The organism is Pseudoalteromonas sp. SWXJZ94C (assembly GCF_015864385.1).
Lineage (GTDB): Bacteria > Pseudomonadota > Gammaproteobacteria > Enterobacterales > Alteromonadaceae > Pseudoalteromonas.
Genome location: NZ_JADYXF010000007.1, coordinates 1 through 24,716 on the forward strand (window position 1 = coordinate 1; position 24,716 = coordinate 24,716).

23 protein-coding genes and 1 pseudogene are annotated in these 24,716 nt (G+C 39.6%); 17 read left to right on the forward strand and 7 right to left on the reverse strand.

Features of this window, described 5'->3' with window-relative positions:
* A pseudogene (locus I6F65_RS04165) lies at positions 1-71 on the forward strand (elongation factor Tu); the annotation flags it as partial.
* 307 nt (positions 72-378) lie between these two features.
* Positions 379-1,854 carry a bifunctional ADP-dependent NAD(P)H-hydrate dehydratase/NAD(P)H-hydrate epimerase gene (locus tag I6F65_RS04170; RefSeq protein ID WP_024610810.1) on the forward strand — a complete coding sequence of 492 codons (1,476 nt, stop codon included), beginning with the start codon at positions 379-381 and terminating at the stop codon, positions 1,852-1,854.
* 13 nt (positions 1,855-1,867) lie between these two features.
* Here I6F65_RS04170 and I6F65_RS04175 read toward each other — a convergent pair whose 3' ends face one another.
* The 6 genes from I6F65_RS04175 to I6F65_RS04200 all read right to left on the reverse strand — a co-directional run bounded on the left by I6F65_RS04175 (position 1,868) and on the right by I6F65_RS04200 (position 6,127).
* Complete coding sequence (locus tag I6F65_RS04175; RefSeq protein ID WP_024610811.1) at positions 1,868-2,305, reverse strand: hypothetical protein; 438 nt, start codon at positions 2,303-2,305, stop codon at positions 1,868-1,870.
* Between the two features lie 9 nt (positions 2,306-2,314).
* The gene (locus I6F65_RS04180) at positions 2,315-2,746 is read right to left on the reverse strand and encodes a VOC family protein (protein WP_024610812.1); all 432 of its coding nucleotides are present in this window, start codon (positions 2,744-2,746) and stop codon (positions 2,315-2,317) included.
* 199 nt (positions 2,747-2,945) lie between these two features.
* Complete coding sequence (gene rnk / locus I6F65_RS04185; protein ID WP_024610813.1) at positions 2,946-3,359, reverse strand: nucleoside diphosphate kinase regulator; 414 nt, start codon at positions 3,357-3,359, stop codon at positions 2,946-2,948.
* A gap of 199 nt (positions 3,360-3,558) precedes the next feature.
* Positions 3,559-5,205, reverse strand: coding sequence for a chaperonin GroEL (groL, locus tag I6F65_RS04190; RefSeq protein WP_024610814.1), 1,647 nt, complete (start codon positions 5,203-5,205; stop codon positions 3,559-3,561).
* A gap of 48 nt (positions 5,206-5,253) precedes the next feature.
* Positions 5,254-5,541, reverse strand: coding sequence for a co-chaperone GroES (locus tag I6F65_RS04195; RefSeq protein ID WP_007580032.1), 288 nt, complete (start codon positions 5,539-5,541; stop codon positions 5,254-5,256).
* 109 nt (positions 5,542-5,650) lie between these two features.
* Positions 5,651-6,127, reverse strand: a complete 477-nt coding sequence (locus I6F65_RS04200) for an FxsA family protein (protein ID WP_024610815.1) — start codon at positions 6,125-6,127, stop codon at positions 5,651-5,653.
* A gap of 178 nt (positions 6,128-6,305) precedes the next feature.
* Here I6F65_RS04200 and cutA point away from each other — a divergent pair, with 178 nt between their 5' ends.
* The 15 genes from cutA to I6F65_RS04275 all read left to right on the forward strand — a co-directional run bounded on the left by cutA (position 6,306) and on the right by I6F65_RS04275 (position 22,008).
* The gene (cutA, locus tag I6F65_RS04205; RefSeq protein ID WP_024610816.1) at positions 6,306-6,626 is read left to right on the forward strand and encodes a divalent-cation tolerance protein CutA; all 321 of its coding nucleotides are present in this window, start codon (positions 6,306-6,308) and stop codon (positions 6,624-6,626) included.
* The gene (locus tag I6F65_RS04210) at positions 6,626-8,461 is read left to right on the forward strand and encodes a protein-disulfide reductase DsbD (RefSeq protein ID WP_166108758.1); all 1,836 of its coding nucleotides are present in this window, start codon (positions 6,626-6,628) and stop codon (positions 8,459-8,461) included. The genes cutA and I6F65_RS04210 overlap by 1 nt, the downstream gene beginning before the upstream one ends.
* A gap of 227 nt (positions 8,462-8,688) precedes the next feature.
* Positions 8,689-9,141: a type II 3-dehydroquinate dehydratase gene (gene aroQ, locus I6F65_RS04215; protein ID WP_024610818.1), complete on the forward strand. Its 453-nt coding sequence runs from the start codon at positions 8,689-8,691 to the stop codon at positions 9,139-9,141.
* A 37-nt stretch (positions 9,142-9,178) separates the two neighbouring features.
* Positions 9,179-9,634 (forward strand): acetyl-CoA carboxylase biotin carboxyl carrier protein, encoded by a 456-nt coding sequence (gene accB, locus I6F65_RS04220; RefSeq protein ID WP_024589567.1) that lies wholly within the window; start codon positions 9,179-9,181, stop codon positions 9,632-9,634.
* Positions 9,635-9,660: 26 nt separating this feature from the next.
* A complete protein-coding gene (gene accC, locus I6F65_RS04225; RefSeq protein ID WP_024610819.1) occupies positions 9,661-11,001 on the forward strand; it encodes an acetyl-CoA carboxylase biotin carboxylase subunit in 1,341 nt (446 codons plus the stop codon).
* A 249-nt stretch (positions 11,002-11,250) separates the two neighbouring features.
* Positions 11,251-11,715: a tRNA (adenosine(37)-N6)-threonylcarbamoyltransferase complex ATPase subunit type 1 TsaE gene (gene tsaE, locus I6F65_RS04230; RefSeq protein ID WP_166108759.1), complete on the forward strand. Its 465-nt coding sequence runs from the start codon at positions 11,251-11,253 to the stop codon at positions 11,713-11,715.
* A 58-nt stretch (positions 11,716-11,773) separates the two neighbouring features.
* Positions 11,774-13,117, forward strand: a complete 1,344-nt coding sequence (locus I6F65_RS04235) for an N-acetylmuramoyl-L-alanine amidase (protein WP_024610821.1) — start codon at positions 11,774-11,776, stop codon at positions 13,115-13,117.
* 37 nt (positions 13,118-13,154) lie between these two features.
* On the forward strand, positions 13,155-14,999 hold the full coding sequence (gene mutL / locus I6F65_RS04240; RefSeq protein ID WP_166108760.1) for a DNA mismatch repair endonuclease MutL: 1,845 nt from the start codon (positions 13,155-13,157) through the stop codon (positions 14,997-14,999).
* A 10-nt stretch (positions 15,000-15,009) separates the two neighbouring features.
* Positions 15,010-15,927 carry a tRNA (adenosine(37)-N6)-dimethylallyltransferase MiaA gene (miaA, locus tag I6F65_RS04245; protein WP_024610823.1) on the forward strand — a complete coding sequence of 306 codons (918 nt, stop codon included), beginning with the start codon at positions 15,010-15,012 and terminating at the stop codon, positions 15,925-15,927.
* An 80-nt stretch (positions 15,928-16,007) separates the two neighbouring features.
* A complete protein-coding gene (gene hfq / locus I6F65_RS04250) occupies positions 16,008-16,271 on the forward strand; it encodes an RNA chaperone Hfq (protein WP_024610824.1) in 264 nt (87 codons plus the stop codon).
* Positions 16,272-16,287: 16 nt separating this feature from the next.
* Positions 16,288-17,577 (forward strand): ribosome rescue GTPase HflX, encoded by a 1,290-nt coding sequence (hflX, locus tag I6F65_RS04255; RefSeq protein ID WP_166108761.1) that lies wholly within the window; start codon positions 16,288-16,290, stop codon positions 17,575-17,577.
* A 100-nt stretch (positions 17,578-17,677) separates the two neighbouring features.
* A complete protein-coding gene (gene hflK, locus I6F65_RS04260) occupies positions 17,678-18,847 on the forward strand; it encodes an FtsH protease activity modulator HflK (protein ID WP_024610826.1) in 1,170 nt (389 codons plus the stop codon).
* Between the two features lie 5 nt (positions 18,848-18,852).
* Positions 18,853-19,731 (forward strand): protease modulator HflC, encoded by an 879-nt coding sequence (gene hflC, locus I6F65_RS04265; protein WP_024610827.1) that lies wholly within the window; start codon positions 18,853-18,855, stop codon positions 19,729-19,731.
* Positions 19,732-19,944: 213 nt separating this feature from the next.
* Positions 19,945-21,258, forward strand: coding sequence for an adenylosuccinate synthase (locus tag I6F65_RS04270; RefSeq protein ID WP_197111696.1), 1,314 nt, complete (start codon positions 19,945-19,947; stop codon positions 21,256-21,258).
* A gap of 111 nt (positions 21,259-21,369) precedes the next feature.
* On the forward strand, positions 21,370-22,008 hold the full coding sequence (locus I6F65_RS04275; RefSeq protein ID WP_024610829.1) for a tetratricopeptide repeat protein: 639 nt from the start codon (positions 21,370-21,372) through the stop codon (positions 22,006-22,008).
* A 70-nt stretch (positions 22,009-22,078) separates the two neighbouring features.
* On the opposite strand, the gene I6F65_RS04280 is transcribed toward I6F65_RS04275, so the two are convergent.
* The gene (locus I6F65_RS04280; RefSeq protein WP_166108762.1) at positions 22,079-23,926 is read right to left on the reverse strand and encodes a sodium:proton antiporter; all 1,848 of its coding nucleotides are present in this window, start codon (positions 23,924-23,926) and stop codon (positions 22,079-22,081) included.
* Positions 23,927-24,716 lie beyond the last annotated feature (790 nt).

A 24,716-nucleotide genomic window follows, 5' to 3' on the forward strand; every position in this document is an offset into this window, starting at 1 on the left:
GTCTTCGTTTTGCTATCCGTGAAGGTGGTCGTACTGTAGGTGCTGGTGTTGTAGCAACTATCGTAGCGTAATTATTAGCCTAGCTAATTTTTACCCAAAAACCCGAGCTTAGTCTCGGGTTTTTTAATGTCTAAAATAAAGTGTCATATAAAAGCGGTGTTCCTACCTTTGGCCTAAAGTAACTATCGTAGCGTAATTACTAACCTAGCTAATTATTAAGAACTGAGTTTAATCTCGGGCTTTTAATACCTAAATAACTTTTTCACCTAAATATTTACCTCCCAGCAGTTCTCACAACATATAAAAATTAATTACTAATCTAGCCGATAGGTTTGAGTCTTGATAAAGTAAAATCAAAGCCAGCTAACAGGAGCATATATGCTTAATCAAACCATATTTAGCGCAGAGCAGGTGAGAGATAACGAAGCGCTTGCAGCTAAAAATAGCCATTGTGATTTATTTACCCTCATGGAGCGCGCAGGAGAGGCTGTATTGGATCAATGGCAGTTATTTAACGCCCAGCATACCTTGGTGCTTGTAGGGCATGGAAACAATGCTGGAGATGGTTATATTGCTGCGAGGCTTATAAAGCAATTAGGAAAACAAGTGAGTGTATGCGCAGTTGATCCTAACAAGGCATTAACAGGTGATGCAGTAAAAGCGCAGCAGTTATGGATTGAAGCGGGTGGACTTGTTTCTCATTTTACAAAAGATGCCCTTAATGAGTGCGATATAGTTATTGATGCTCTCCTTGGTACTGGGCTTAAAAATACAGTGAGTGATAACTTTGCTGGCATTATTAAAGCTGTGAATAACAGTGGTAAGCCCGTAATAAGCATTGATATACCGTCAGGCATTGAGGCTAATACCGGACAGCCATTGGGGTGCGCAGTACAAGCTACTTCAACAGTTACTTTTGTGGGTATAAAGCAAGGGCTCACAACTACAGCAGGTAAACAATATAGCGGTAAGTTAGTATTTGATGATTTAGCAATTGGCGATGCGTTTATTCGTATAGCTCAATCATCAGGAACCCTGATTAATATTAATAGCTTTAAAGGAATAGCCACACGAGCAATCAATAGCCACAAAGGCAGCCATGGCAAGCTTTTATGTGTTGGTGGTAACCAAGGTACTGCAGGTGCAATTAGGCTAAGTAGTGAAGCTGCCCTTAGAGCCGGTGCTGGCATGGTAAGAGTGTATACACACGAAAGCTCAATAGCGCCTATTAGTATTGGCAGACCAGAACTTATGGTAAGCAGTAATAATTTACATCAAGCGCTAGAGTGGGCAAGCTGCGTTGTTATTGGTCCAGGGCTTGGGCAAGACGAATGGGCACAACAAACATTCGATGAAGTAATGCAATATTGCCAAAACAATAAAATGCCATTGGTTATAGATGCAGATGCCCTTAATTTACTGGCTAAGCAAGCTTCATCATATATGTTAGAGCAATGCGTACTTACTCCACACCCTGGTGAAGCCTCTCGACTGCTTAGTGTTAGTACCAGCGAGATAGAGTCAGATCGTTTTAATTATGCTCGTCTTTGCGCCAAACGTTACACAGCAACTTGTGTATTAAAAGGGGCAGGAACATTAATAGATAATGCTCAGCAAACGTGGGTATGTGAAGATGGCAACCCAGCACTCGCCGTTGGCGGCAGTGGCGATGTACTCACTGGTATTATTGGTGCCTTACTTGCTCAAGGTTTAACTATTGATGAAGCAGCACGCTATGGTGTAACACTACACGCTAAAGCCGGCGATATCGCAAGTGAGCGAGACGGGCAAAGGGGAATGCTACCCAGTGATTTATTCTCAATTGTAAGAGAGTTAGTTAATAAAGTGACGTGAGGTTAAGCGTCACTCAACTATTAGTGTTCGGTTTTAAATTGTGAAACGTCATTGCACCCACTAAAAAGCATACACCTACATAAAGCCAAACACTGCTTGCTATAATATTCCACGTATCGGCACGCATTAATGCAGGGATAATTATTAAGCTTCGTATGATACACAAGGTTGCAATAGCAATTAAAGCGGTTCTAGTAAGTACTATGTTACGCACTAAGCCAATTGCTGATAAGGCAAATGCAGTACAGGCAAACATGAGTCCAGCTATTGCAATACTACCTAAAGGCGCAAAGAATGTACCTTGCTGTGATGATTCTATTATTTGTATTGGGGCGCGAGCAAATATAAACCAACTAGTGCCACCCCATATACAAAGTAAATGCCATATAGCTGCTGAGAATGAAATTACTCCCGCACTTAATAAAAATTTTGCTTTTATATTTAACAGCATTTTATCTCACTAATTATTAAGCTGTAATAAATCCCATTTTGTACTATACAAGTCTTCAAAAACCACTACGGTGCCATAGGGTTCTACTCGAGGTTCTTCGTTAAATGTAACGCCTTTAGAAAGCATTAAATTATAATCTCGCCAAAAGTCATTGGTATGCAAAAACAAAAACACGCGACCACCCGTTTGATTACCAATAGCGCTGATCTGTTCGGGTGTTGTGGCTTTAGCGAGCAGTAGACTAGTCCTGCTCGAATTAGTCCCATTTGAACAAGCCCCGTTTGAATTTGGAGGTGAAATTAACACCCAGCGTTTACCATCTCCTAAATCAGTATCTTCGACTAACTCAAAATTAAGCTTTTGAGTATAAAACTCAATTGCCTCGTCGTAGTCTTTAACAACTAATGCAATGCTGCCGATATGCTGTTGAACGTTAGTCATGTTTAGTTTACTCCGTACTCTTAAATAAATGTGCTTTTTATCATATTAGTAAACGATTACGCAGGGTATATGCCCCCAATATGTAACTTAGTTATAGGTATAAATTAAACAGTATCAATCTGCTTTATAATAAAAAGCAAAACCCAGCTGAGGCTGGGTCTACTTTAAATCGATTTTTAGTGCTAAGTGCATAAAGTGTTTACCTGTGTAATTCACCAGCACGTTCCGGTTGATAGGTTACTTCTTTTATTTTTACCTTTATTAAGCCGCCATTAGGTTTAGGCCACTCAATTTCATCGCCTTGTGACAGTCCAAGTAATGCGCTACCTACAGGTGATAATATCGATATTTTATCGCCGCTAGAGTCACTATTCTTTGGGTACACTAAGGTTAACGTAAATTCTTCTTTAGAAGACTCAACAATAAAGTTTACAGTTGAGTTCATCGTTACAACTGACGATGGCATATCTTTAGGTTCGACTATTGTTGCTCGTGCCAGTTCAGCTTCCAATTCTTCTTTATTAGCAAAGCTACCTGCAGGAAGTGATTCCATTAAGTCATACAATCTATCTGCATCGAGTGATGAAATGATTAGTTCAGGTTTTTTATTCATCTTAATATCCTTAATAATTTTTAATAAATAAAATTAACTCTGAGTATGGCTTGGCATGCATTTAAGAAGCAAAAGGATACGCGAAGTTATTTTATTAATTAGCCACACCTGTGGCTTTTACTTTATTTGTGCCCAATAGCTAAAAACCCAGCCGAAGCTGGGTTTTTGTTTGAGCTAGGTGCTTAGCAGGTGATGTTTATCACATCATGCCGCCCATACCACCCATTCCGCCCATGCCACTCATATCAGCGCCGCCAGCTTCATCTTTTGGGATTTCAGCTACCATTGCTTCAGTAGTGATCATTAGACCCGCAATAGACCCTGCAAATTGTAATGCAGAGCGTGTTACTTTAGTTGGATCTAGGATACCCATTTCAATCATGTCATTGTATTCGCCAGTTGCTGCGTTGTAACCGTAGTTACCTTCGCCGCCTTTAACTGCGTTAATTACAACAGATGCTTCTTCGCCAGCATTTGTTACGATTTGACGAAGTGGTGCTTCCATTGCACGAAGTGCAACTTTAATACCGTGGTTTTGATCTTCGTTGTCGCCAACTAAATCAACCAGCTTGCTAGCTGCACGTACAAGTGCAACACCGCCGCCAGGTACTACGCCTTCTTCAACCGCTGCACGAGTTGCATTTAATGCATCTTCAACGCGGTCTTTTTTCTCTTTCATTTCCATTTCAGTAGCAGCACCTACTTTGATTACTGCAACACCGCCAGCTAGTTTAGCCATGCGCTCTTGTAGTTTCTCTTTATCGTAGTCTGATGTTGCTTCTTCGATTTGTGCTTTAATTTGTGAAACACGACCGCTAATACCCGCTTCTTCACCAGCACCATCAATGATTGTTGTATCATCTTTAGTAATAATTACGCGCTTAGCTGTACCTAGGTCTTCAACTGTTGCTTTTTCAAGCTCTAAGCCGATTTCTTCAGAAATTACAGTACCGCCAGTTAATACAGCGATATCTTGTAGCATTGCTTTACGACGGTCGCCAAAACCAGGTGCTTTAACAGCTGATACTTTAACAATACCGCGCATGTTATTAACTACTAATGTAGCTAGTGCTTCACCTTCAAGGTCTTCTGCGATGATTAGTAGTGGTTTGCTTGCTTTAGCAACCGCTTCTAATGTTGGTAATAATTCGCGGATGTTAGATATTTTTTTATCTACAAGTAGAATAAATGGGTTATCTAGTTCAACAGTACCTTTTTCTGGGCTGTTGATAAAGTAAGGAGATAAGTAACCACGGTCAAACTGCATGCCTTCAACAACATCTAGTTCGTTTTCAAGTGATTGACCTTCTTCTACAGTAATAACACCACTGTTACGGCCTACTTTTTCCATTGCTTGTGCAATGATATCGCCAATCTCTTTATCAGAGTTAGCTGAAATAGTACCTACTTGTGCAATTGCTTTAGTATCAGAACAAGGAACAGATAACGCTTTAAGCTCTGCAACAGCAGCAATAACTGCTTTGTCGATGCCGCGCTTAAGATCCATTGGGTTCATGCCCGCTGCAACAGCTTTAAGGCCTTCATTAACAATAGACTGTGCAAGTACTGTAGCGGTAGTTGTACCATCGCCTGCTGCATCATTTGCTTTAGATGCAACTTCTTTAACCATTTGTGCGCCCATGTTTTCAAACTTGTCTTCAAGTTCGATTTCTTTTGCTACAGATACACCATCTTTAGTGATAACTGGTGAGCCAAATGATTTATCTAGTACAACGTTACGGCCTTTAGGACCTAATGTAACTTTTACTGCGTTTGCCAGGATGTTTACGCCAGTTAGCATTTTAGCGCGTGCGTCACCTGCAAAAAGTACTTCTTTTGCTGCCATGTTTTAAATTCCTCTAAATTCTTAAATGTTTATAAACGAAAAGTAGGCTTAGCCTACAATGCCTAAAATATTATCTTCACGCATGATCAGGTACTCTTGACCTTCGATCTTTTCAACTTTTTCAACATATGAGCCAAATAACACAGTGTCACCGGCTTTAACTTCTAAAGCTCTAACGTCACCGTTTTCTAAAACGCGACCATTACCAACGGCAACAACTTCACCGCGAGTTGACTTTTCAGCTGCAGAGCCAGTTAATACAATACCGCCAGCAGATTTTGTTTCTTCTTCTAGACGTTTAACGATTACGCGATCTTGTAAAGGACGAATGTTCATGTTTTTTAGTTCTCCTAACAGTTTCTGTACATTACAGAAAAAAGCTTTCTAATTTGCATTCATTAATGGGGGTAGAGTGTAAAATTCCAAGAGAAAAAACGATAAATATTTAATCTTTTCTCTCATATTCACCATCAATAGTTGTTGGTCGTTCCATTTGCCCTTGCTCTCGTTCAGCATGTTGTTGCTGAGCAAACGGCGATGACCCTTGTTGCATGCCTGCGCTCATTCTAACAGTTGCTTGACTAGCAAGGCCTGCGGCCAGTTTGTTACGAATTGCAGGGGTCAATAATAGTAACCCAAACACGTCAGTCATAATGCCTGGAGTAAGTAATAATACACCTGCAATTACAACACAAATTCCGGTAAATAGTTCTTTGGCTGGCATTTGACCTTGTGCCATTTGGGTTTGCACATTTTGTAGTGCGCCCATACCTTGCGTTCTAACCATTTTAGCACCTAAAATCGCGGTAATAACGACAAGCGAAATTGTTGCAAACCCACCAATCACATCACTTACTTGAATCAGCAAAGCGATTTCGATGATTGGGATGATAATAAACAACACAAATAAAAATCTAAACATAATGCTCTCTAAATAATGACACTCAAAAGAGTTGATGAAATATAAGTGAGGGTGACTAGGTCTCTTTTCAAGGTTAGCACATGGGGAACGTTATTTTACTGTGGTTTTAGCGTCTACACATTGTACCTTCTATCAGATACTATAAGGCTAGACACCATAAAATAAGTAAAGGTTCATAATGAGTACGCAATTTAAAATGATTTTTACGACCTGCAAAGATGAAAATGAAGCACGCACATTAGCAAAGGCACTGGTAGAGAAAAAACTCGCAGCCTGTGTAAATATTTTGCCAAATATGAGCTCTATTTATATGTGGGAAGGTGAGGTAGCAGAGTCAACAGAGGCTAAACTACTAATTAAAACAAAGGCTGATAAAACAAACGATGTGTTTTTAACCATAAAAGCAATGCACAGCTACGAAGTACCGGAGATACAAGTTATAGATGTAGCAACCGGAAACTTAGCATATTTTAATTGGATGGATGAGGTACTGAATTAATGCGTTTTTTCTTTTTATTATTGGTAACGTTATTAACTGTTCCTGTAAAGGCTGCAACTAATAATGTGCTTGGCGATTTACTGGGGCCTCCTCAACACACTTTTTTACCGGTAGACCAAGCATTTGTATTTGATTTTGACCAACAAGGTAACACTTTGTTTGTGGGTTGGGATATTGCGCCAGACTATTACCTTTATAAAAAGAAAATAGAGCTCATTGCTAAAGATGCCACCATAGAGGTGGGGGACTCTGGCAGTGGCGAAATTATCGAAGATGAATTTTTTGGTAAAACAGAAGTTTTTTTTAATACCGCAAGCGTTGTTAGTAAGCTAAGTAATGTGAATGAAGGCGCTGTGGTAAAGGTTCGTTATCAGGGCTGTGCCAAAGCAGGGCTTTGTTATCCACCAGAAGTAATTAGTATTCCGCTAAGTGTAATTGTTGATGACCAAGTAAAAAATATACAACAAAATAACGCTAATGATGAAGTAGCCACAACTGCAAGCACATTTGCAGCCCTTAATGAGCCGGCTGCTGAACCAACAATTGATTCGGGTGATACCGAAAAAGAACTTACCTTTACTGAGCAACTAGCAAGCCAGAGCTTGATGACCAATTTATTAATATTTTTTGTTGTTGGTGTTGGTCTTGCGTTTACGCCATGTGTATTTCCAATGTTCCCTATTTTGTCGAGCTTAATAGCGGGGCAGCAAAACCTATCAACTAAAAAAGCGTTTGCGTTATCGTTTGTATACATACAAGGAATGGCAGTTACCTATGCGGCATTAGGTTTAGTTGTTGCTGCACTTGGTGGCCAGGTTCAGGGTTATTTACAGCACCCATATGTACTTATTAGCTTTAGCTTATTGTTTGTATTGCTCGCTATGTCGATGTTTGGTTGGTACGAAATAAAACTACCAAGCAGTATGATGAGTAAACTAACGCAGGTTAGTAACAATCAAAAAGGTGGTAATTACGTAGGCGTATTTTTAATGGGCGTGCTTTCGGGGTTAATAGCATCACCTTGTACTACTGCGCCATTGTCGGCAGCATTATTATTTGTAGCGCAAAGTGGCGATTATTTAGTGGGCGGATTAACACTTTATGTGCTTAGTTTAGGCATGGGATTACCACTGTTATTACTTGGTACCTCTGGCGGTAAGTTGCTTCCTAAAGCCGGCGGTTGGATGGAACAAGTTAAAACATTATTCGGGTTTGTAATGTTAGTTGTGCCGCTTATATTACTTGAGCGACTTGTAAACGCTGATATTATTTTACTAATGGCTGGTGTACTTGCATTAGCAACTGCAATTTATTTACACCATTGGCAAAGCAGCCAAGGTCCAAGTAAATTAAAAACAGCTTTATGGTTTGCAGCAACACTTTTAGTTATCACTGGTTTCACTTTAAGCAAAAACTATTTTTGGCCAGCGCAAGTACAAACAGTACAGGTAAGCTCACAAAATAATGAGTTTAAACAGGTTGCCAATTTAACGGAGTTAAAAGAAGCGGTAGCACAAGCAAACGATGAGGGTCGATTGGTTATGGTCGATTTGTACGCTGATTGGTGCGTTGCTTGTAAAGAGTTTGAACATTACACGTTTCCTGATGCTAAAGTGCAAAATGAATTTAGCCATTATCAACTTATTCAAATAGATTTGACGCAAAGTGATAATAAAACAGTTGAGCTGATGGAAGAGTACACGGTGTTTGGTTTACCTAGTATTTTGTTTTTTAACACTCAAGGGCAAGAGCTTAGTACGCAACGAGTGACTGGCTTTTTAAACGCTGATGATTTTGCTAAACACCTCGCTATAGTGCGCGCCAGCGCACAATAATAGTGCAATGGTGCCACTTAATTTAGAGAGTGGCACCTCCTTAATTCTTCTTTAATTTGTACCTCCAACACTGATAAGACCAGTATTTTGCTGCTATTTACGTCGAAATCACTATAATAGTTGGTTAACGTGAGAATTTGTTGCTACATTGCTTTTTCTGCTTACTTAAAAGTGAAAAACTAGTTAGTAACTGCTTAACTCATTACTTATAGGATATATCGCGTATTATGACTGCAAAATTTAACCTTTTAGTTATAAATGGTCCAAATTTAAACATGCTAGGTAAACGTGAACCGGAAAAATACGGTTTTCAAACACTTAGTGAAATTATGAGCGAACTTACAAGTGCCGCTGATAGTCTAGATGTTAAGTTAACGCATTTTCAGAGTAATAGTGAGCAAGCACTCATTGAACGAATTCATGATGCTTGGCAAGCGGTTGATTATATAATTATCAACCCGGCTGCATTTACGCATACTAGCGTCGCATTACGTGATGCACTGTTAAGTGTTGATATTCCGTTTTTTGAGGTGCATTTAAGTAATGTGCACGCACGTGAAGCGTTTCGCCATCATTCGTATTTTTCTGATGTGGCACAGGGCGTGATATGTGGATTAGGTGCAATGGGTTATCACGCAGCATTAAATGCAGCGGTTAGCCGGTTGCAAAACGCAATTTAATTTAAATTAACAGACAAACTAACAGGCGGGTCGTGTAATGGATATTCGCAAGATAAAGAAGCTTATCGAATTAGTAGAAGAATCAGGTATTGCTGAGCTAGAAATCACTGAAGGTGAAGAATCAGTACGTATTAACCGTAACAATATGAGCGCAGGCCCAGGTTACCCACAATTTGCTCCTCAACAATATGCACCAGCGCCAGCAGCACCAGTTGCAGCGGCTCCTGTAGCAGTTGAAGCAGCACCAGCAGAACCTACTGGTCATCAAGTTAAATCACCAATGGTTGGGTCTTTTTACTCTGCTGCGTCTCCTGAAGCTCCAGCATATGTAGAAGTTGGTCAGCAGGTTAAAGTTGGCGATACACTTTGTATTATCGAAGCTATGAAAATGATGAACCAAATTGAATCAGATAAAGCCGGTACAGTAAGAGCTATTTTAGCTGAAAATGGCGAGCCAATAGAATTTGATCAACCACTATTCATCATTGAATAATAGCGTAACCTAAAAGGCCAACTCTAATGTTAGATAAAGTAGTCATTGCAAACCGAGGTGAAATTGCACTTCGTATATTGCGCGCCTGCAAAGAGCTTGGGATCAAAACGGTTGCTGTGCATTCAACGGCAGATCGCGATCTTAAGCATGTATTGCTTGCAGATGAAACCATCTGTATTGGTAGACCATCAGCAACTGAAAGTTATTTAGATATTCCGCGCATTATTGCTGCGGCTGAAATAACTGATGCTGTAGCGATTCATCCAGGTTACGGTTTCCTTGCAGAAAACGCTGATTTTGCCGACCAAGTTGAGCAAAGTGGTTTTGTATTTATCGGTCCTACAGGCGACACCATTCGTCTTATGGGTGATAAAGTGTCTGCTATTGCAGCAATGCGAAAAGCAGGCGTTCCATGTGTTCCAGGCTCTGACGGTCCGGTATCAGATGATAAAGAACGTAACATGCAAATCGCTAAGCGTATTGGTTACCCGGTAATCATCAAAGCCGCTGGTGGCGGTGGTGGTCGTGGTATGCGTGTTGTTCGTAGCGAAGCTGAACTTATTGATTCAATTGCATTAACACAACAAGAAGCTAAGCAGTTCTTTGGTAATGGTATGGTTTACATGGAAAAATTCCTTGAAAATCCACGTCATATCGAAGTTCAAGTATTAGCTGATGGTCAAGGCAATGCAGTACATTTAGGTGAACGTGATTGTTCTATGCAACGTCGTCACCAAAAAGTAGTTGAAGAAGCGCCAGCACCAGGTATTACCGCAGAAACACGTAAATTTATTGGTGAACGCTGTACTCGTGCATGTATCGAAATTGGATACCGCGGTGCAGGTACGTTTGAGTTTTTATACGAAAACGGCGAGTTTTACTTCATCGAAATGAATACACGTATTCAGGTTGAACACCCTGTAACTGAAATGGTTACTGGTATCGATTTAGTGAAAGAGCAGTTAAAAATTGCAGCGGGTCAGCCATTATCATTCACTCAAGACGACGTTGTTATTCGTGGTCATGCTATTGAGTGTCGTATTAATGCTGAAGATCCTGAAACGTTTATCCCGTCACCGGGTAAAATTACACGTTTCCATCCTGCTGGTGGTTTAGGTATTCGCTGGGACAGCCATATTTATGCTGACTACACGGTTCCACCACATTACGATTCAATGATTGGTAAGTTAATTACTTACGGTGAAAACCGTGATGTAGCTATTGCACGTGCACGTAACGCACTTAATGAGCTAGTAATTGACGGAATTAAAACTAATACTCCTCTGCATAAGAAAATTCTTGCAGACGAAAACTTCCAAAATGGTGGTACTAACATCCACTATCTTGAAAAGAAATTAGGATTATAATTCTTTGATTGATAAAAACCGGCGCTTAGCCGGTTTTTTTATGTCTGGATTCTACATCTATCTAAGCTATCTCAAGGTACGAGTTTTAGTTGAAGTAAAAAAATTTTAGTAAGGCATTAATTGTAAGTCGCTATGAAACGCTGAATTCTATATTTTGAGGTTGCTTGAGTATAAGCTCCGTTATCGCCTAAGTTAAATAATCTGGTATGATTAGCAAACAAGCGCTTTGTATAAATTTTTGAGGTAGTTATGTCGCGTAGTTTTGAGTCTCACCTGAGTGATGAAGTAGCCACAGTAGCAATGGGCAATCAGATTGCAGCTATTATAGAGCAAGGTGCGGTGATTTATTTACATGGTGATTTAGGTGCTGGTAAAACGACATTTACACGCGGAGTAGTACAAGGTTTTGGGCATACGGGCAAAGTTAAAAGCCCTACATATACCTTAGTTGAACCTTATGAGCTTGAAAAAGCGAATGTTTATCACTTTGACTTATATCGTTTAGGCGATCCGGAAGAGCTTGAATACATGGGCATACGGGATTATTTTTCAGCGGATGTAATTTGTGTTGTTGAGTGGCCAGAAAAAGGAGGGGAATTTATTCCTGTGCCTGATTTAGATATTACTCTAAGCTATGTAGATGATGAGCGGAAAATTGTTATTAAAAGTGCCAGTGAGCGCGGTGTCGCAATAGTCGAAAAACTAAATAGCTAAATTGCATAAAGTATTTTTAGCTCAATATAATAAAAACAGTTAAGGCAGTGATTGTTCAATGAGTCGTATTGTAATTAAATTTTTTATTTATCTTATGGTTATTGCTATAAGTTTGCCGTTATTGGCAAAAAATACGATTAATAGTGTGCGCGTTTGGCCTTCTCCTGATAGCACGCGGGTGGTATTTGATCTAGATAACAAGCCAGATTTTAGCTATTTCATGCTTAAAAATCCCAGTCGATTAGTCGTCGATTTAGAAAATACCAGTGAGCTGAAAATACTACCAGGTGTGCCGCCAAAGCATCAAATAATAAGTAAATTACGGTATTCTAAGCCTAAAAATAAACAAAGTGTTCGCTTGGTATTTGAATTAAGTGAACCCGTAAAACCTGTGGTTTTTGCACTGGCTCCAACAGGTCCCTATAAAAACAGACTGGTTGTTGATTTATATAATAAAAGTGAAAACACAACAGCGGTATCACCAGCACAAACTGCGGCTAAAAATCGTCAATTGAGTCAAGAACGCGATATTGTTATTGCAATTGATGCGGGGCACGGTGGTGAAGACCCAGGCTCAATTGGTCCATCGGGTACCTACGAAAAAACAGTAACATTGCAAATAGCCAAACGTTTAGAGCGCATGATTGATGGCGAGCGCGGTATGATTTCGCGCATGGTACGAAGCGGTGATTACTTTGTAAAATTAAATACTCGTACTAACCGTGCACGAGAGAAAAAAGCAGATTTTTTTGTTTCTATTCATGCAGACGCATTTACTAGCCCTGGACCAAATGGTGCTTCTGTTTGGGTGCTTTCGTTAAGACGCGCTAATTCAGAAATAGGTAAGTGGATAGAAGATAAAGAAAAGCACTCTGAGCTTTTAGGCGGCGCAGCCGATGTGATGAAAGATGCAGCTAACGAAAAGTATTTAGCGCAAGCACTGCTTGATATGTCGATGGATCACTCAATGAAAACCGGCTTAAGCGTAGCCGATGAAGTAGTTAAAGAGCTACGCAAGGTTGCAAAGCTTCATAAAAAAGACCCTCAACACGCGAGCCTTGCAGTGCTTAAGTCACCAGATATCCCGTCTATTTTGGTCGAAACAGGGTTTATATCTAACCCACGAGAAGAAAAATTACTTAAGAGCGCTAATCACCAAGAACGTTTAGCAAAAGCGATATTTACTTCAATAAAAAATTATTATTTAAAAAATCCACCTGATGATTCTTTATTTGCTAAGTTAAAGTCAAAGTATCCAACCAAGCATAAAGTGCGCCCTGGTGAGTCTTTGAGCATGTTGGCGAGTCGTTACGGCATTACGGTTAGTAAGTTAAAGCAAGTTAATAAACTCAGCTCTAACACTTTATTTATCGGGCAAGAACTCGATATACCGCAAAGTTAGTTATTTATTATCAGCGTAATGCTTGCTAGGAAGTACCATGAATATTGAAATATTACCCGCGCGCTTAGCTAACCAAATAGCTGCCGGTGAAGTAGTTGAACGCCCTGCGTCGGTGGTAAAAGAATTAGTAGAAAATAGCTTAGATGCAGGTGCTACACGTATTCAAATTGATATAGAGCGTGGTGGTCATAAGCTTATTCGAATTCGTGATAATGGTTATGGTATTGCTAAAGAAGAACTCACGCTTGCGCTTTCTCGCCACGCTACGAGTAAGTTAAAGTCGCTTGATGACTTAGAAAATATTTGCTCGCTTGGTTTTAGGGGAGAAGCACTTGCCTCAATTAGCTCTGTGTCGCGTTTAACACTTAGTTCAAAACCCAAAGAGCAAGACACCGCTTGGCAGGCCTTTGCACAAGGTCGTGATATGGAAGTGCAGGTAAAGCCAGTTGCGCATCCTGATGGCACAACCATTGAAGTTAAAGATTTATTTTTTAATACACCCGCACGACGTAAATTTTTACGTACTGAAAAAACAGAATTTAGTCATATTGATGAGCTTATAAAACGCATCGCACTTAGTCGCTTTGATGTGTCGATTACACTAACCCACAACGAAAAAGTGGTTAGGCAGTACCGTGCTAAAACAGATCCTTCTCAGGCAATTACACGTGTAGCACAAGTTGCAGGTAAGGCGTTTTCAGAGCAAGGTTTGCATATTCAATCCGGAGAGGGGAGTTTACAGTTACATGGTTGGGTGCTACCTGTGGGCTCAGCTAATACAACTCAATATACTTATGTGAACAATCGCATGATGCGCGATAAGCTTATTTTACATGCGATACGCCAAGCATTTGAAGAAGTAAGTGGTACTCAAGAACTGCCAGGGTTTGTTATTTATATTGATATTGACCCACGACAAGTTGATGTAAACGTTCACCCAGCTAAACATGAAGTGCGTTTTCATCAAGGACGTTTAATTCATGACTTTATATTACAAGCGATTAAACAGGTAGTAGTACCGCTGCAAGGTGAGTTTACTAGTGAGCAAGTAAGTATTCAGGTTGAATCTGCACCTGTATTTATGAACTCAACACATAGTAACTCTGACAATACGCAGAGCGGTGGGGTATTTGATTACCCTAAATCGCAATTACAGCCCTCTTACTCTGGCAACGCTGGTAATTCGTCATCAGGCTCTAAAGGCGCCGGGAGTGGCTCCTACCGAGCTTCACCAAGTGCGAATCACCATGATGTAAATGCATTTTATCAAGGTGTGAGCGAACAACACGCAGCACATTTTGATAATGTAGCAAACATGCCGTCAGCGCAAAGCCAATTAGAGCCAGCAAACAATGTCTTACAGGTAGTTTCTATCATTAGTATTAATGATGGAGCATGCGTATTTAGTGCCGAGCAGCAATTGTATTGCTCACATTTTAAATATGCATTGGTTGATGACTGGCATAATCAAATTAAAGAACTTGGTAACTTAGAAGGAAAAGCCTTGTTGTTACCTGTGCGAGTAAACTTACCGAAAGAAGATTGCTTACTTATAGAGGCTCAGCAATCATGGTTTACTTTGCTTGGCTTTGAGCTAGTAATAGAAAAACAGTTTGTAATGGTTAAAAAGTTGCCAGCGTGTTTATATTTATTAGATGTAAGTGCAGCATTAGGTGAGTTACTTAGTGCATGTAATGCGGGATACGAAAATATAGAAAATTGGTTAGAGTGGCAAATGAAATGCGTACCAGCACGTTTTTATTCAAGTAATGCATTTTTAACACAACAAGCGCGCTTACAAAATAATCCCCAAACTATTGAACGTTTACAAGAAAAAGCAGTTAAAATAGATCTAAATCACTATTTAACGCAATTAGATTAAGGTGTTCCTGTTGAGTAATTTACCTGTCATATTTTTAATGGGTCCAACCGCTGCTGGTAAAACAGCATTGGCTATTTCGTTGTGTGAGCATTTAAATACCGAAATAATCAGCGTCGATTCAGCGTTGGTATATCAGAGTATGGACATTGGAACAGCAAAGCCTGATTCAAAGGAGCTTGCCCGTGCTCCGCATCATTTAATAGACTTACTTGATCCAAGTGAAACCTATTCAGTTGCAGATTTTAGACGAGATGCAATAAAAAAAATTGATGAATTTCACGAACAGGGTAAAGTACCTGTACTGGTTGGAGGTACAATGTTGTACTTTAAAGCACTTCTTGATGGGTTATCGCCATTACCAGAGGCTGATCCAGTAATAAGAGCTGAGCTTGAAGCACAAGCTAACCAATATGGTTGGCCACATTTGTATCAAGAATTAGTAAAAATAGATCCACAAGCGGCTCAAAAAATGAGTGAAAACGATTCACAAAGAATTAATCGCGCTTTAGAGGTTTATCGACTAACTGGTAAGACCATGACTGAGTTGCAAAAGCAAAAACAGCCAGCTTTACCTTATACTTTTCATCAATTTGCTATTGCACCGCAAGAACGCAGTGAATTACATGCCCGAATTGAAGAAAGGTTTAAAATAATGATCGAACAGGGGTTTGAAAATGAAGTTTCGACCCTATATCTACGTAAGGATTTACACCCCAATATGCCTTCTATTCGTTGTGTAGGTTATAGACAAATGTGGGATTACCTTGCGGGTGAAATTGACCATGATGAAATGGTTTTTCGCGGCATCGCAGCAACACGTCAATTGGCTAAACGTCAGTTAACTTGGTTGAGAAGCTGGCCCAATGTTACTTGGTTAACAACGGGCGATGAAGAAAACTTGCATCGTGTAGTAAGTTCGCTAAGCTAGTAGTAGTTGAATCAATTTAACTTTGTTAAATTAGTTCAGCCACTTAATTATAATAACACCTAGAACGAAGGAATAATAACATGGCAAAAGGCCAATCGTTACAAGACCCATTTTTGAATGCACTACGTCGTGAGCGCATCCCAGTATCAATCTTTTTGGTTAATGGCATAAAATTACAAGGTAAAATTCAGTCATTTGATCAATTTGTTATTTTACTAGAAAACACTGTAAACCAAATGGTGTATAAACATGCAATTTCAACAGTTGTACCTGCTCGTGCAGTCAACTTCCAAGGTGTTTTAGGAGATGAGAGCACTGAAGAGCCAGAAGCTGGAAATATTTAAATTAGGAGCGTAATATTTGTTTGACCGCTATGAATCCGGCGAGCAGGCAATTTTAGTTCATATCGACTTACCTAAGGAGGGGGATCGTGAAGATCTTCATGAATTAGAGATGTTGGTATCTTCTGCTGGTGTTAGTAGTTTGGCGGTTGTGCAAGGCAGCCGTCAAGCACCACATCCGAAACTATTCGTCGGTACCGGTAAAGCAGAAGAAATAGCTGAGATTGTTAAAATCCACAATGCAGATGTCGTTATTTTCAACCATCAACTTAGACCGTCACAAGAACGTAATTTAGAGCGCGTTTTTCAATGTCGTGTACTTGATAGAACGACACTTATTCTTGATATTTTTGCCCAACGTGCACGTACCCATGAAGGTAAGTTGCAGGTTGAATTGGCACAACTACGTCACATGTCGACCCGATTAATTCGCGGTTGGACTCACCTTGAACGCCAAAAAGGTGGAATAGGTTTACGTGGTCCTGGTGAAACCCAATTAGAAACAGATCGGCGCTTATTACGTGCTCGTATCCAAAACATTCGTTCTCGCTTAGATAAAGTAGCCGTGCAGCGCGAGCAAGGCAGGCGAGCTCGTACGCGTAATGAAATTCCTACAGTATCGTTAGTAGGGTATACTAACGCTGGAAAATCAACGCTATTTAATCGAATTACAAACTCTGATGTATATGCTGCAGATCAGTTATTTGCAACACTTGACCCTACTTTACGTAAGCTTGAATTAGGTGATGTTGGTCCTGTTATTTTAGCTGATACCGTTGGTTTTATTCGTCATTTACCGCATGACTTAGTTGCTGCATTTAAAGCAACATTAACAGAAACTCGTGAAGCTGATTTACAGCTACATGTAATTGATGCGGCAGATGCACGTCTTAAAGAAAACATCGAAGAAGTACAATCGGTGTTAAAAGAAATTGAAGCTGATGAAGTACCGCAATTATTAATTTATAACAAAATTGATGCGTTAGATAATGTTAGCCCTCGAATTGATCGAGATGACGAAGGTCAGCCTATAAGAATATGGCTTTCTGCACAAACAGGTGAAGGGTGCGAGTTACTCAGTGAGGCTATTAGTGAGTTACTTGCTAAGCAGATGTTTAGTGAAACTCTGCTGTTAACTCCATTATATGGTCGTTTAAGAGCATCGTTATTTAGTTTGAGTGCAGTTCATGAAGAACGCTTTGATGAGCAAGGTAATTGGCTGCTAGATGTTAGATTACCTGTAGTCGAATGGAATCGCTTAATTAAAGAATTTGGTCCTGAAATTGCTGGTTTTATCAACCGAGATTAAAAATTAGCGTTTTAATGTCGGTTTTTGTATGAGAAACGCAGTAGATTTGTTAGATTTAACACAACATCCTAATTTATTTAGATAACAATGGAGTATAGCTATGGCCTGGAATGAACCGGGTAATAATGGCAATGACAAAGATCCGTGGAATAATAAAGGCGGACGTGATCAAGGCCCACCTGATTTAGACGAGGTGTTCCGTAAATTCAGTAAGAAGTTTGGTGGCTTATTTGGCGGGAAAAAATCCGGCAATAATAATGGCGGCGGACTTGGCGGAGCAGGTATTTCATTTGTGCTCATTATCGCCGTTATTGTATGGGCGCTAAGTGGTATTTATACAGTGAAAGAAGCCGAGCGTGGCGTGGTTCTTCAATTTGGTAAATATGACCGAATAGCTGATCCTGGTTTGCGTTGGAAAATGACCTTTATTGAAACGGTTATTCCAGTGGATATTGAAGCTGTACGCTCATTGTCTGCCTCTGGTTTTATGCTAACAGAAGATGAAAACGTAGTAAGCGTTGAGTTTCAGGTGCAATACCGCGTTATTGACCCATATCTTTATAAGTTTAGTGTAACTAATGCTGATAGCAGTTTAGAAGAGGCTTTAGATAGTGCATTACGCTATGTAGTTGGTCATGCAAAAATGGACCAAGTGCTAACGAATGGTCGTGAAGTTGTACGCCAAAATACGTGGGATGAGCTTAATAAGGTTATTGAACCATATAACTTAGGTTTAATTGTAACTGACGTGAACTTTAAAGATTCTCGTCCGCCAACTGAAGTTAAAGATGCGTTTGATGATGCTATTGCTGCACAAGAAGATGAAGAGCGTTTCATCCGTGAAGCTGAAGCATATGCTCGTGAAATTGAACCACGTGCTCGTGGTCAAGTAACGCGTATGACTCAAGAAGCTGAAGGTTACCAAGAACGTATTACTTTAGAAGCACAAGGTGAAGTTGCTCGATTTGAAAAGCTATTACCTCAGTATCTAGCAGCTAAAGAAGTTACTCGTGAGCGTCTATACATTGATGCAATGGAAGAAGTGCTAGGTAACAGTTCTAAAGTATTGGTTGATGTGAAAGGCGGTAATAACATGATTTATTTACCACTTGATAAAATCATGGATAAGCAAGGGACGGCAACACGCGTTGCATTACCAAGCTCAAGTGATATTCAAGATTTACGCAATAAGGTAAATACGTCACGCAACAGCACTGTTAATAGTGGTAGTGACCGCTTTAACAACGATCGCTTTAATGACGGGAGATAAGCATAATGAAAAACTTTAGTTTAGTAATACTATTAGCTGCCATTGTGATGTCTTTCTCGTCGGTATTTGTTGTACCTGAAGGACAAAAAGCAATTGTTTTGTTATTCAGTAAAGTACAAAAAGATAGCGAAGAAACTGCGGTAGTCTACAGCCCAGGTATACATTTAAAAGTACCTTTTTTTAGCCAAGTACGTCGTATTGATGCACGTATACAAACGCTAGATGGCACACCTGATCGCTTTGTAACTAGCGAGAAAAAAGACTTAATTGTTGATTCGTTTGTAAAATGGCGTGTTAACGACTTTAGTGCTTTTTACTTACGTGCTCGTGGCGATAAGCAATATGCTGAAACGTTACTTGAACAAAAAGTAAATAATGGTCTGCGTACTAACTTTGGTACACGAACTATTCGCGAAATTGTTTCAGGTGAGCGTAGCGAGTTAATGGAAGAGGCGTTAGTTCAAGCTTCTGAAAGTGCACGCGAGTTAGGTATTGAAGTGCTAGACGTACGCGTTAAGCAAATTAATCTACCACAAGAAGTAAGTAGCTCTATTTATCAACGTATGCGCGCTGAGCGTACTGCTGTTGCAAAAGAGCATCGTTCTGAAGGTCAAGAGAAAGCCGAAACTATTCGCGCTGGTGTTGATCGTCGTGTAACGGTAATGCTTGCTGATGCAGAACGTAATTCACGCTCTGTTCGTGGTCAAGGTGATGCTGATGCTGCTGGGATTTATGCTAACGCATATAATAAAGATCCTGAGTTTTTTAGCTTTGTAAGATCACTTGAAGCTTATAAGAAGACTTTTAAAAACAAGCAAGACGTTATGGTGCTTTCACCTGATAGCGACTTCTTTCAATACATGAAAGGCGCTAAAGCTCAATAAGCTTTACGTTAAGCATTTAAAAGTTAAAAGCCTCGCATTTGCGGGGCTTTTTGTTAATTGCATTTAACTCTTTAAATCACTGTTATTTATGTGGTTATTAGCTGTTATTTAGGTACAAAAAAAACTGCGCAGAAAAAATAAGCTGAACAGGGGTGATCTTTACTTTAGTTTTCTGGTAAAATCTCGTCCTAATTTTCTCTAAGTGAATTTACGATGGGTAAAAACGTTGTTGTATTAGGCACCCAATGGGGTGACGAAGGAAAGGGTAAGGTAGTTGATCTCCTTACAGACAAAGCATCTTTAGTAGTTCGTTATCAAGGTGGCCATAATGCGGGTCATACTTTAGTTATCGAAGGTGAAAAGACGGTTCTACACCTTATTCCATCGGGTGTATTACGTGACAATGTTAAATGTGTGATTGGTAATGGTGTGGTTTTATCACCAGAAGCGCTAATGAGAGAAATTGGCATGCTAGAAGAGCGCGGCGTACCTGTACGCGAGCGTCTTTTAATTAGTGAAGCATGTCCGCTAATCTTGCCTTTCCATGTAGCATTAGATGTAGCCCGTGAAACTGCACGTGGCGATAAACCAATTGGTACAACAGGTCGCGGTATCGGTCCTGCGTACGAAGATAAAGTAGCACGTCGTGGTTTACGTGTAGGTGATTTATTTAATCCTGAAGTATTTGCAGCTAAACTAACAGAAGTTTTGGAATACCATAACTTTACTTTAGTTAACTACTACAAAGTAGAAGCAGTAGATTTTCAAAAAACGTTTGATGATGCAATGGCTGTTGCAGATATTCTAAAAGCAATGGTTGTAGATGTAACTGAGCTTTTAGATGAAACACGTTTAGCTGGCGAAAACATTTTGTTTGAAGGTGCACAAGGTACGTTACTTGATATTGATCATGGTACTTACCCATATGTAACATCTTCAAATACTACAGCTGGTGGCGTTGCTACTGGTGCAGGTTTTGGTCCATTACACCTTGATTACGTTTTAGGTATTATTAAAGCGTACACTACTCGTGTTGGTTCAGGTCCTTTCCCTACAGAGCTTTACGACGGTCTTGAAAAACAAGACCCAGTAGGTAAGCACTTAGGTGATAAAGGTCATGAATTTGGCGCGACAACAGGTCGACTTCGTCGTACTGGTTGGTTAGATGCAGTGGCAATGCGCCGTGCAGTTCAAATCAACAGTATTTCAGGTTTTTGTTTAACTAAGCTTGATGTTTTAGATGGCTTAGAAATACTTAAAATCTGTACTGGATATAAGCTTGAAGATGGCACTGTTACTAACATAACGCCATTAGCAGCTGAAGGTTACGATAAAGTAACACCAGTATACGAAGAGATGCCAGGTTGGTCAGAGAACACAGTTGGTGTAACTAGTCTTGACGGTTTACCAAAAGCTGCGATTGATTACATCAAGCGTATCGAAGAAATTACGGGTGTTCCAATTGATATTATTTCTACAGGTCCAGATCGTGTAGAAACTATGGTACTTCGCAACCCGTTTGCGTAATTACTAATAGATTAAAAAAAGCTGCCTAGTGCAGCTTTTTTTGTGTCTAAAATTCACCTTGGAACGATCTTTGTATATCATTTAATAAGTTTATTTTTATAAGTGGTGAGCATGCGTTTATTTACTCATAATTGCGTATTAAGGCTTTCGTTAATTTCGTTATCTTTATTTATATCAACCAATAGCTTAGCTACAGAAAGCCCAGCTGCAGTACCGCTGTATACTGAATCTGAGCTAATTGCATTAATAAATAAAAATACGCATTTGGCGCGTGTAAAGGCAGATGATTGCCAGTTAGTGCAAGATATAGAGGCGCGAGCCAATAAAATGGCACTGCCGTCTTATCAGTTTTTATATGGCGATATGCTGGCTTATAACGTGTGTGTTGATCGAAATGTAGAGTTAGGTGTGTATTATATGCGAAAAGCTGCTCAGCAAGGCTTAGCGGCTGCATTAGAGCAACTAGGGCGTTACTACGACACTGGGCGTTTAGTTCAACAAGATAAAGCAATGGCAATTACTTATTTGCGTGAAGCTTCGTCGCAAGGTAATTTGAAAGCACAGCTGCGTTTAGTTAAATTATTTAATAATGGCTATGGCAGCCCGCGTGACTTTGAAGACGCGTATCGTTGGTTATTTAACTCCATGGTGGCAGATAAGGCGACTCATAAAAAAATTGAGCGAGCGTTAACTAAGTTAGCGCAAAAAATGCCAGATAGTGTAGTTGCCCGAGCTCGTCTTCCTATTTAATGGTTCTTAAAAAACAAAACCCTAACTTTTTAAGTTAGGGTTTTTGCGTTTCTACAGGCAGTAAAAGTATTTAAACTTCTTCTTTAGCCTTGGTTTGCGGATCTTTCAAAACCGACATTTTAGGCGGTTGCAATGCAACTATGCGTTCGCCTTCTTGTGGTGGCTTTTCCATGTTAATTGTAAAAGGTCTTAGCTTAATTGGTGTATCGTCATCGCTGTCTTTATCGCCTTTGAGAATAAATAATGGAATAGCTTCAGGGTTCATTTCCTGGTACTGCTCCCAACTAAATTCATCAGAGATACGAGTCGCACTCACCTTTCCGCCTTTTGCAATCATGCTGCTTAAACGTGCGTATGAGCCTTCATCACCAAACAGTATTTGTCGTGATAAAAACGTTGCGCTGTCTTTATTTGCTTTTGCATGTGACGTTGAAGAGCGAAGCGAAAATACATTTTTTTCATTAAGTAAATGAGAAAAATATTGAACTCCCAGCGCGTTATGATGACGATTTGGCGATAATGCTAATACACTACGAATGGTTGTTAGTGGTAAATAACGCTCGGCATGCTCTGATTGCGGGTTACCGTAATAACAGGCTAAGCCGTCCATACGTGCCATCCTACAGTTTTCCCATGCTGGGTCTGATAAATGCACTGGAATATTTTGATCTTTCAAACCACGACCAATTGCACGCGATACATGGTTAGCGCCTATAATTAATATGGTATTTGCAGATGGCTGACGTACACCTAAAAGTTTAGCAACAGGAATTGCTGTTAAGCTTTGTAGTACCACTGTAATGATAATTACTGTAAATATTAACGGTACCATTTTTTCGGCGTCGGCAACGCCGGCTTCCATCATGCTTAAAGCAAATACAGAACCTACTGCAGCAGCAACAATACCTCGCGGAGCAATCCACGCGAGCACTAAGCGCGACTTCATTGGTAAGTCGGTACCAAAGGTTGATATTGCAATACACAGCGGGCGCGCAATAAATAACACAACAGCTAAAAATATAAATACGTCACCGTCGAGCATCATTAAATCCGAAAGCTTTAAGCGTGCAGCGAGTAAAATAAATAGTGTTGATATTAAAATCATTGATAAGTCTTCTTTAAACTCAAGGACTGAATCAATTTCTAAATCGTCTTGATTGGCAAGCCAAATACCAAATACAGTCACGGCTAATAAACCAGATTCATGACTTAAATGATTAGATACAGAAAAACTAATAAGTACTAACGCTAAAATACCAAACTTATGTAATTCAAATGGTAGCCACTCACGACGCATAAGTTGTGTTGTAATCCAACCAGCAGCAACACCTATACTTAAACCAACACCGAGTGTTTTAACTAAAGCGATAATTGTATGGCTTAGTATTTCGCCTTGCCCAACAAGCATAACGGCTTCAAATACCAATACAGCAAACAATGCGCCAATAGGGTCAATTACAATCCCTTCCCAGCGAAGTATGCGGTCTATATCTTGCGTTGGTCGCATAGAATTTAGCAAAGGTGCAATTACGGTAGGTCCCGTAACAACAAGTACAGCACCAAGCACTGCGGCAACTCGCCAGTTGAGCTCTAGTAGCCAATAAGCACTTAGGCTAACAACAATACAGGTAGTAAGCATACCGATAGAGCAGAGGTTTCTAACAACTTTACCAATGCCTTTTAATTCTCGAAAATGTAATGTGAGTGAACCTTCAAACAGGATCACCGCAACACTTAAAGATACAATTGGAAACAGTAAGTCTCCTAAAAGTGCATCTGGGTCTAATACGCCACTAAATGGCCCTAATAACAGTCCCGTAAGCAATAAAAAAAGAATAGCAGGCACTTTAAACGCCCATGCTACCCATTGAGCAAGCACAGAGCAAAGTGCGATACCGGCTATATAAATTGCTGACATAGATTAAGAATTCCTTATTTATGACGATATTTTAAAGTATAACTTTTGTTAATTATTAGTACAGGGGTATACACGTGAAACTCAAATATTACTAATGAATTTTAGCTGCTTATAAAAGATTAGTGAGCTTTAATTATTGCTAAAGTACCGAAGAGCCTTATTAAAGCGCATAAAAGGAACTTAATATTTTGATTATAAAGGATAAAAATAGAGGTTTTAAACAATATTACCAATGCCGTTTAAATTTTAGCCTTGATCTTACCCCCCAAAATGACGTATTATACTTCGTGTTCAAACAATTAGTTATCTAAGTATGTTTATTGTTATTAAATAATGACTCGTTAATGTTAGCGTCATATTTAAACCTTATAATCATGCAGTAACAGTTAAATTTGAGTTTGAATACTCAAAATGTCATTTACCGAACTCTTTGGTATGGTTTTGCTAAACAAGTTTATTTAATTTTTTAAGTAAGCAAAGGTTTGAGTTGAACTATTACCTTTCAATATTTAATCCCCATCGTGGCGGTTAAATCTCGGTCCTTAAGTCTTCACCCTATCTGTCGGTGTATCAGACTTTAGAGGCTCTATGTATGTTGTTAATAGAAAAGCTTCACACAGCTTTTTACAGCGATGCATAAACAACACTTTTTAAATTTTCTGATTTAGTACCGCTCAATTTTATTGAGTTGTTGCTACTTTATACTCGAGCTTAAATCTACAACCATGGTTTTAGATATGGCCTTTTCGCGTGCGTAAAAAAGTGTTGCCTAAATGACAAGACAAATTCG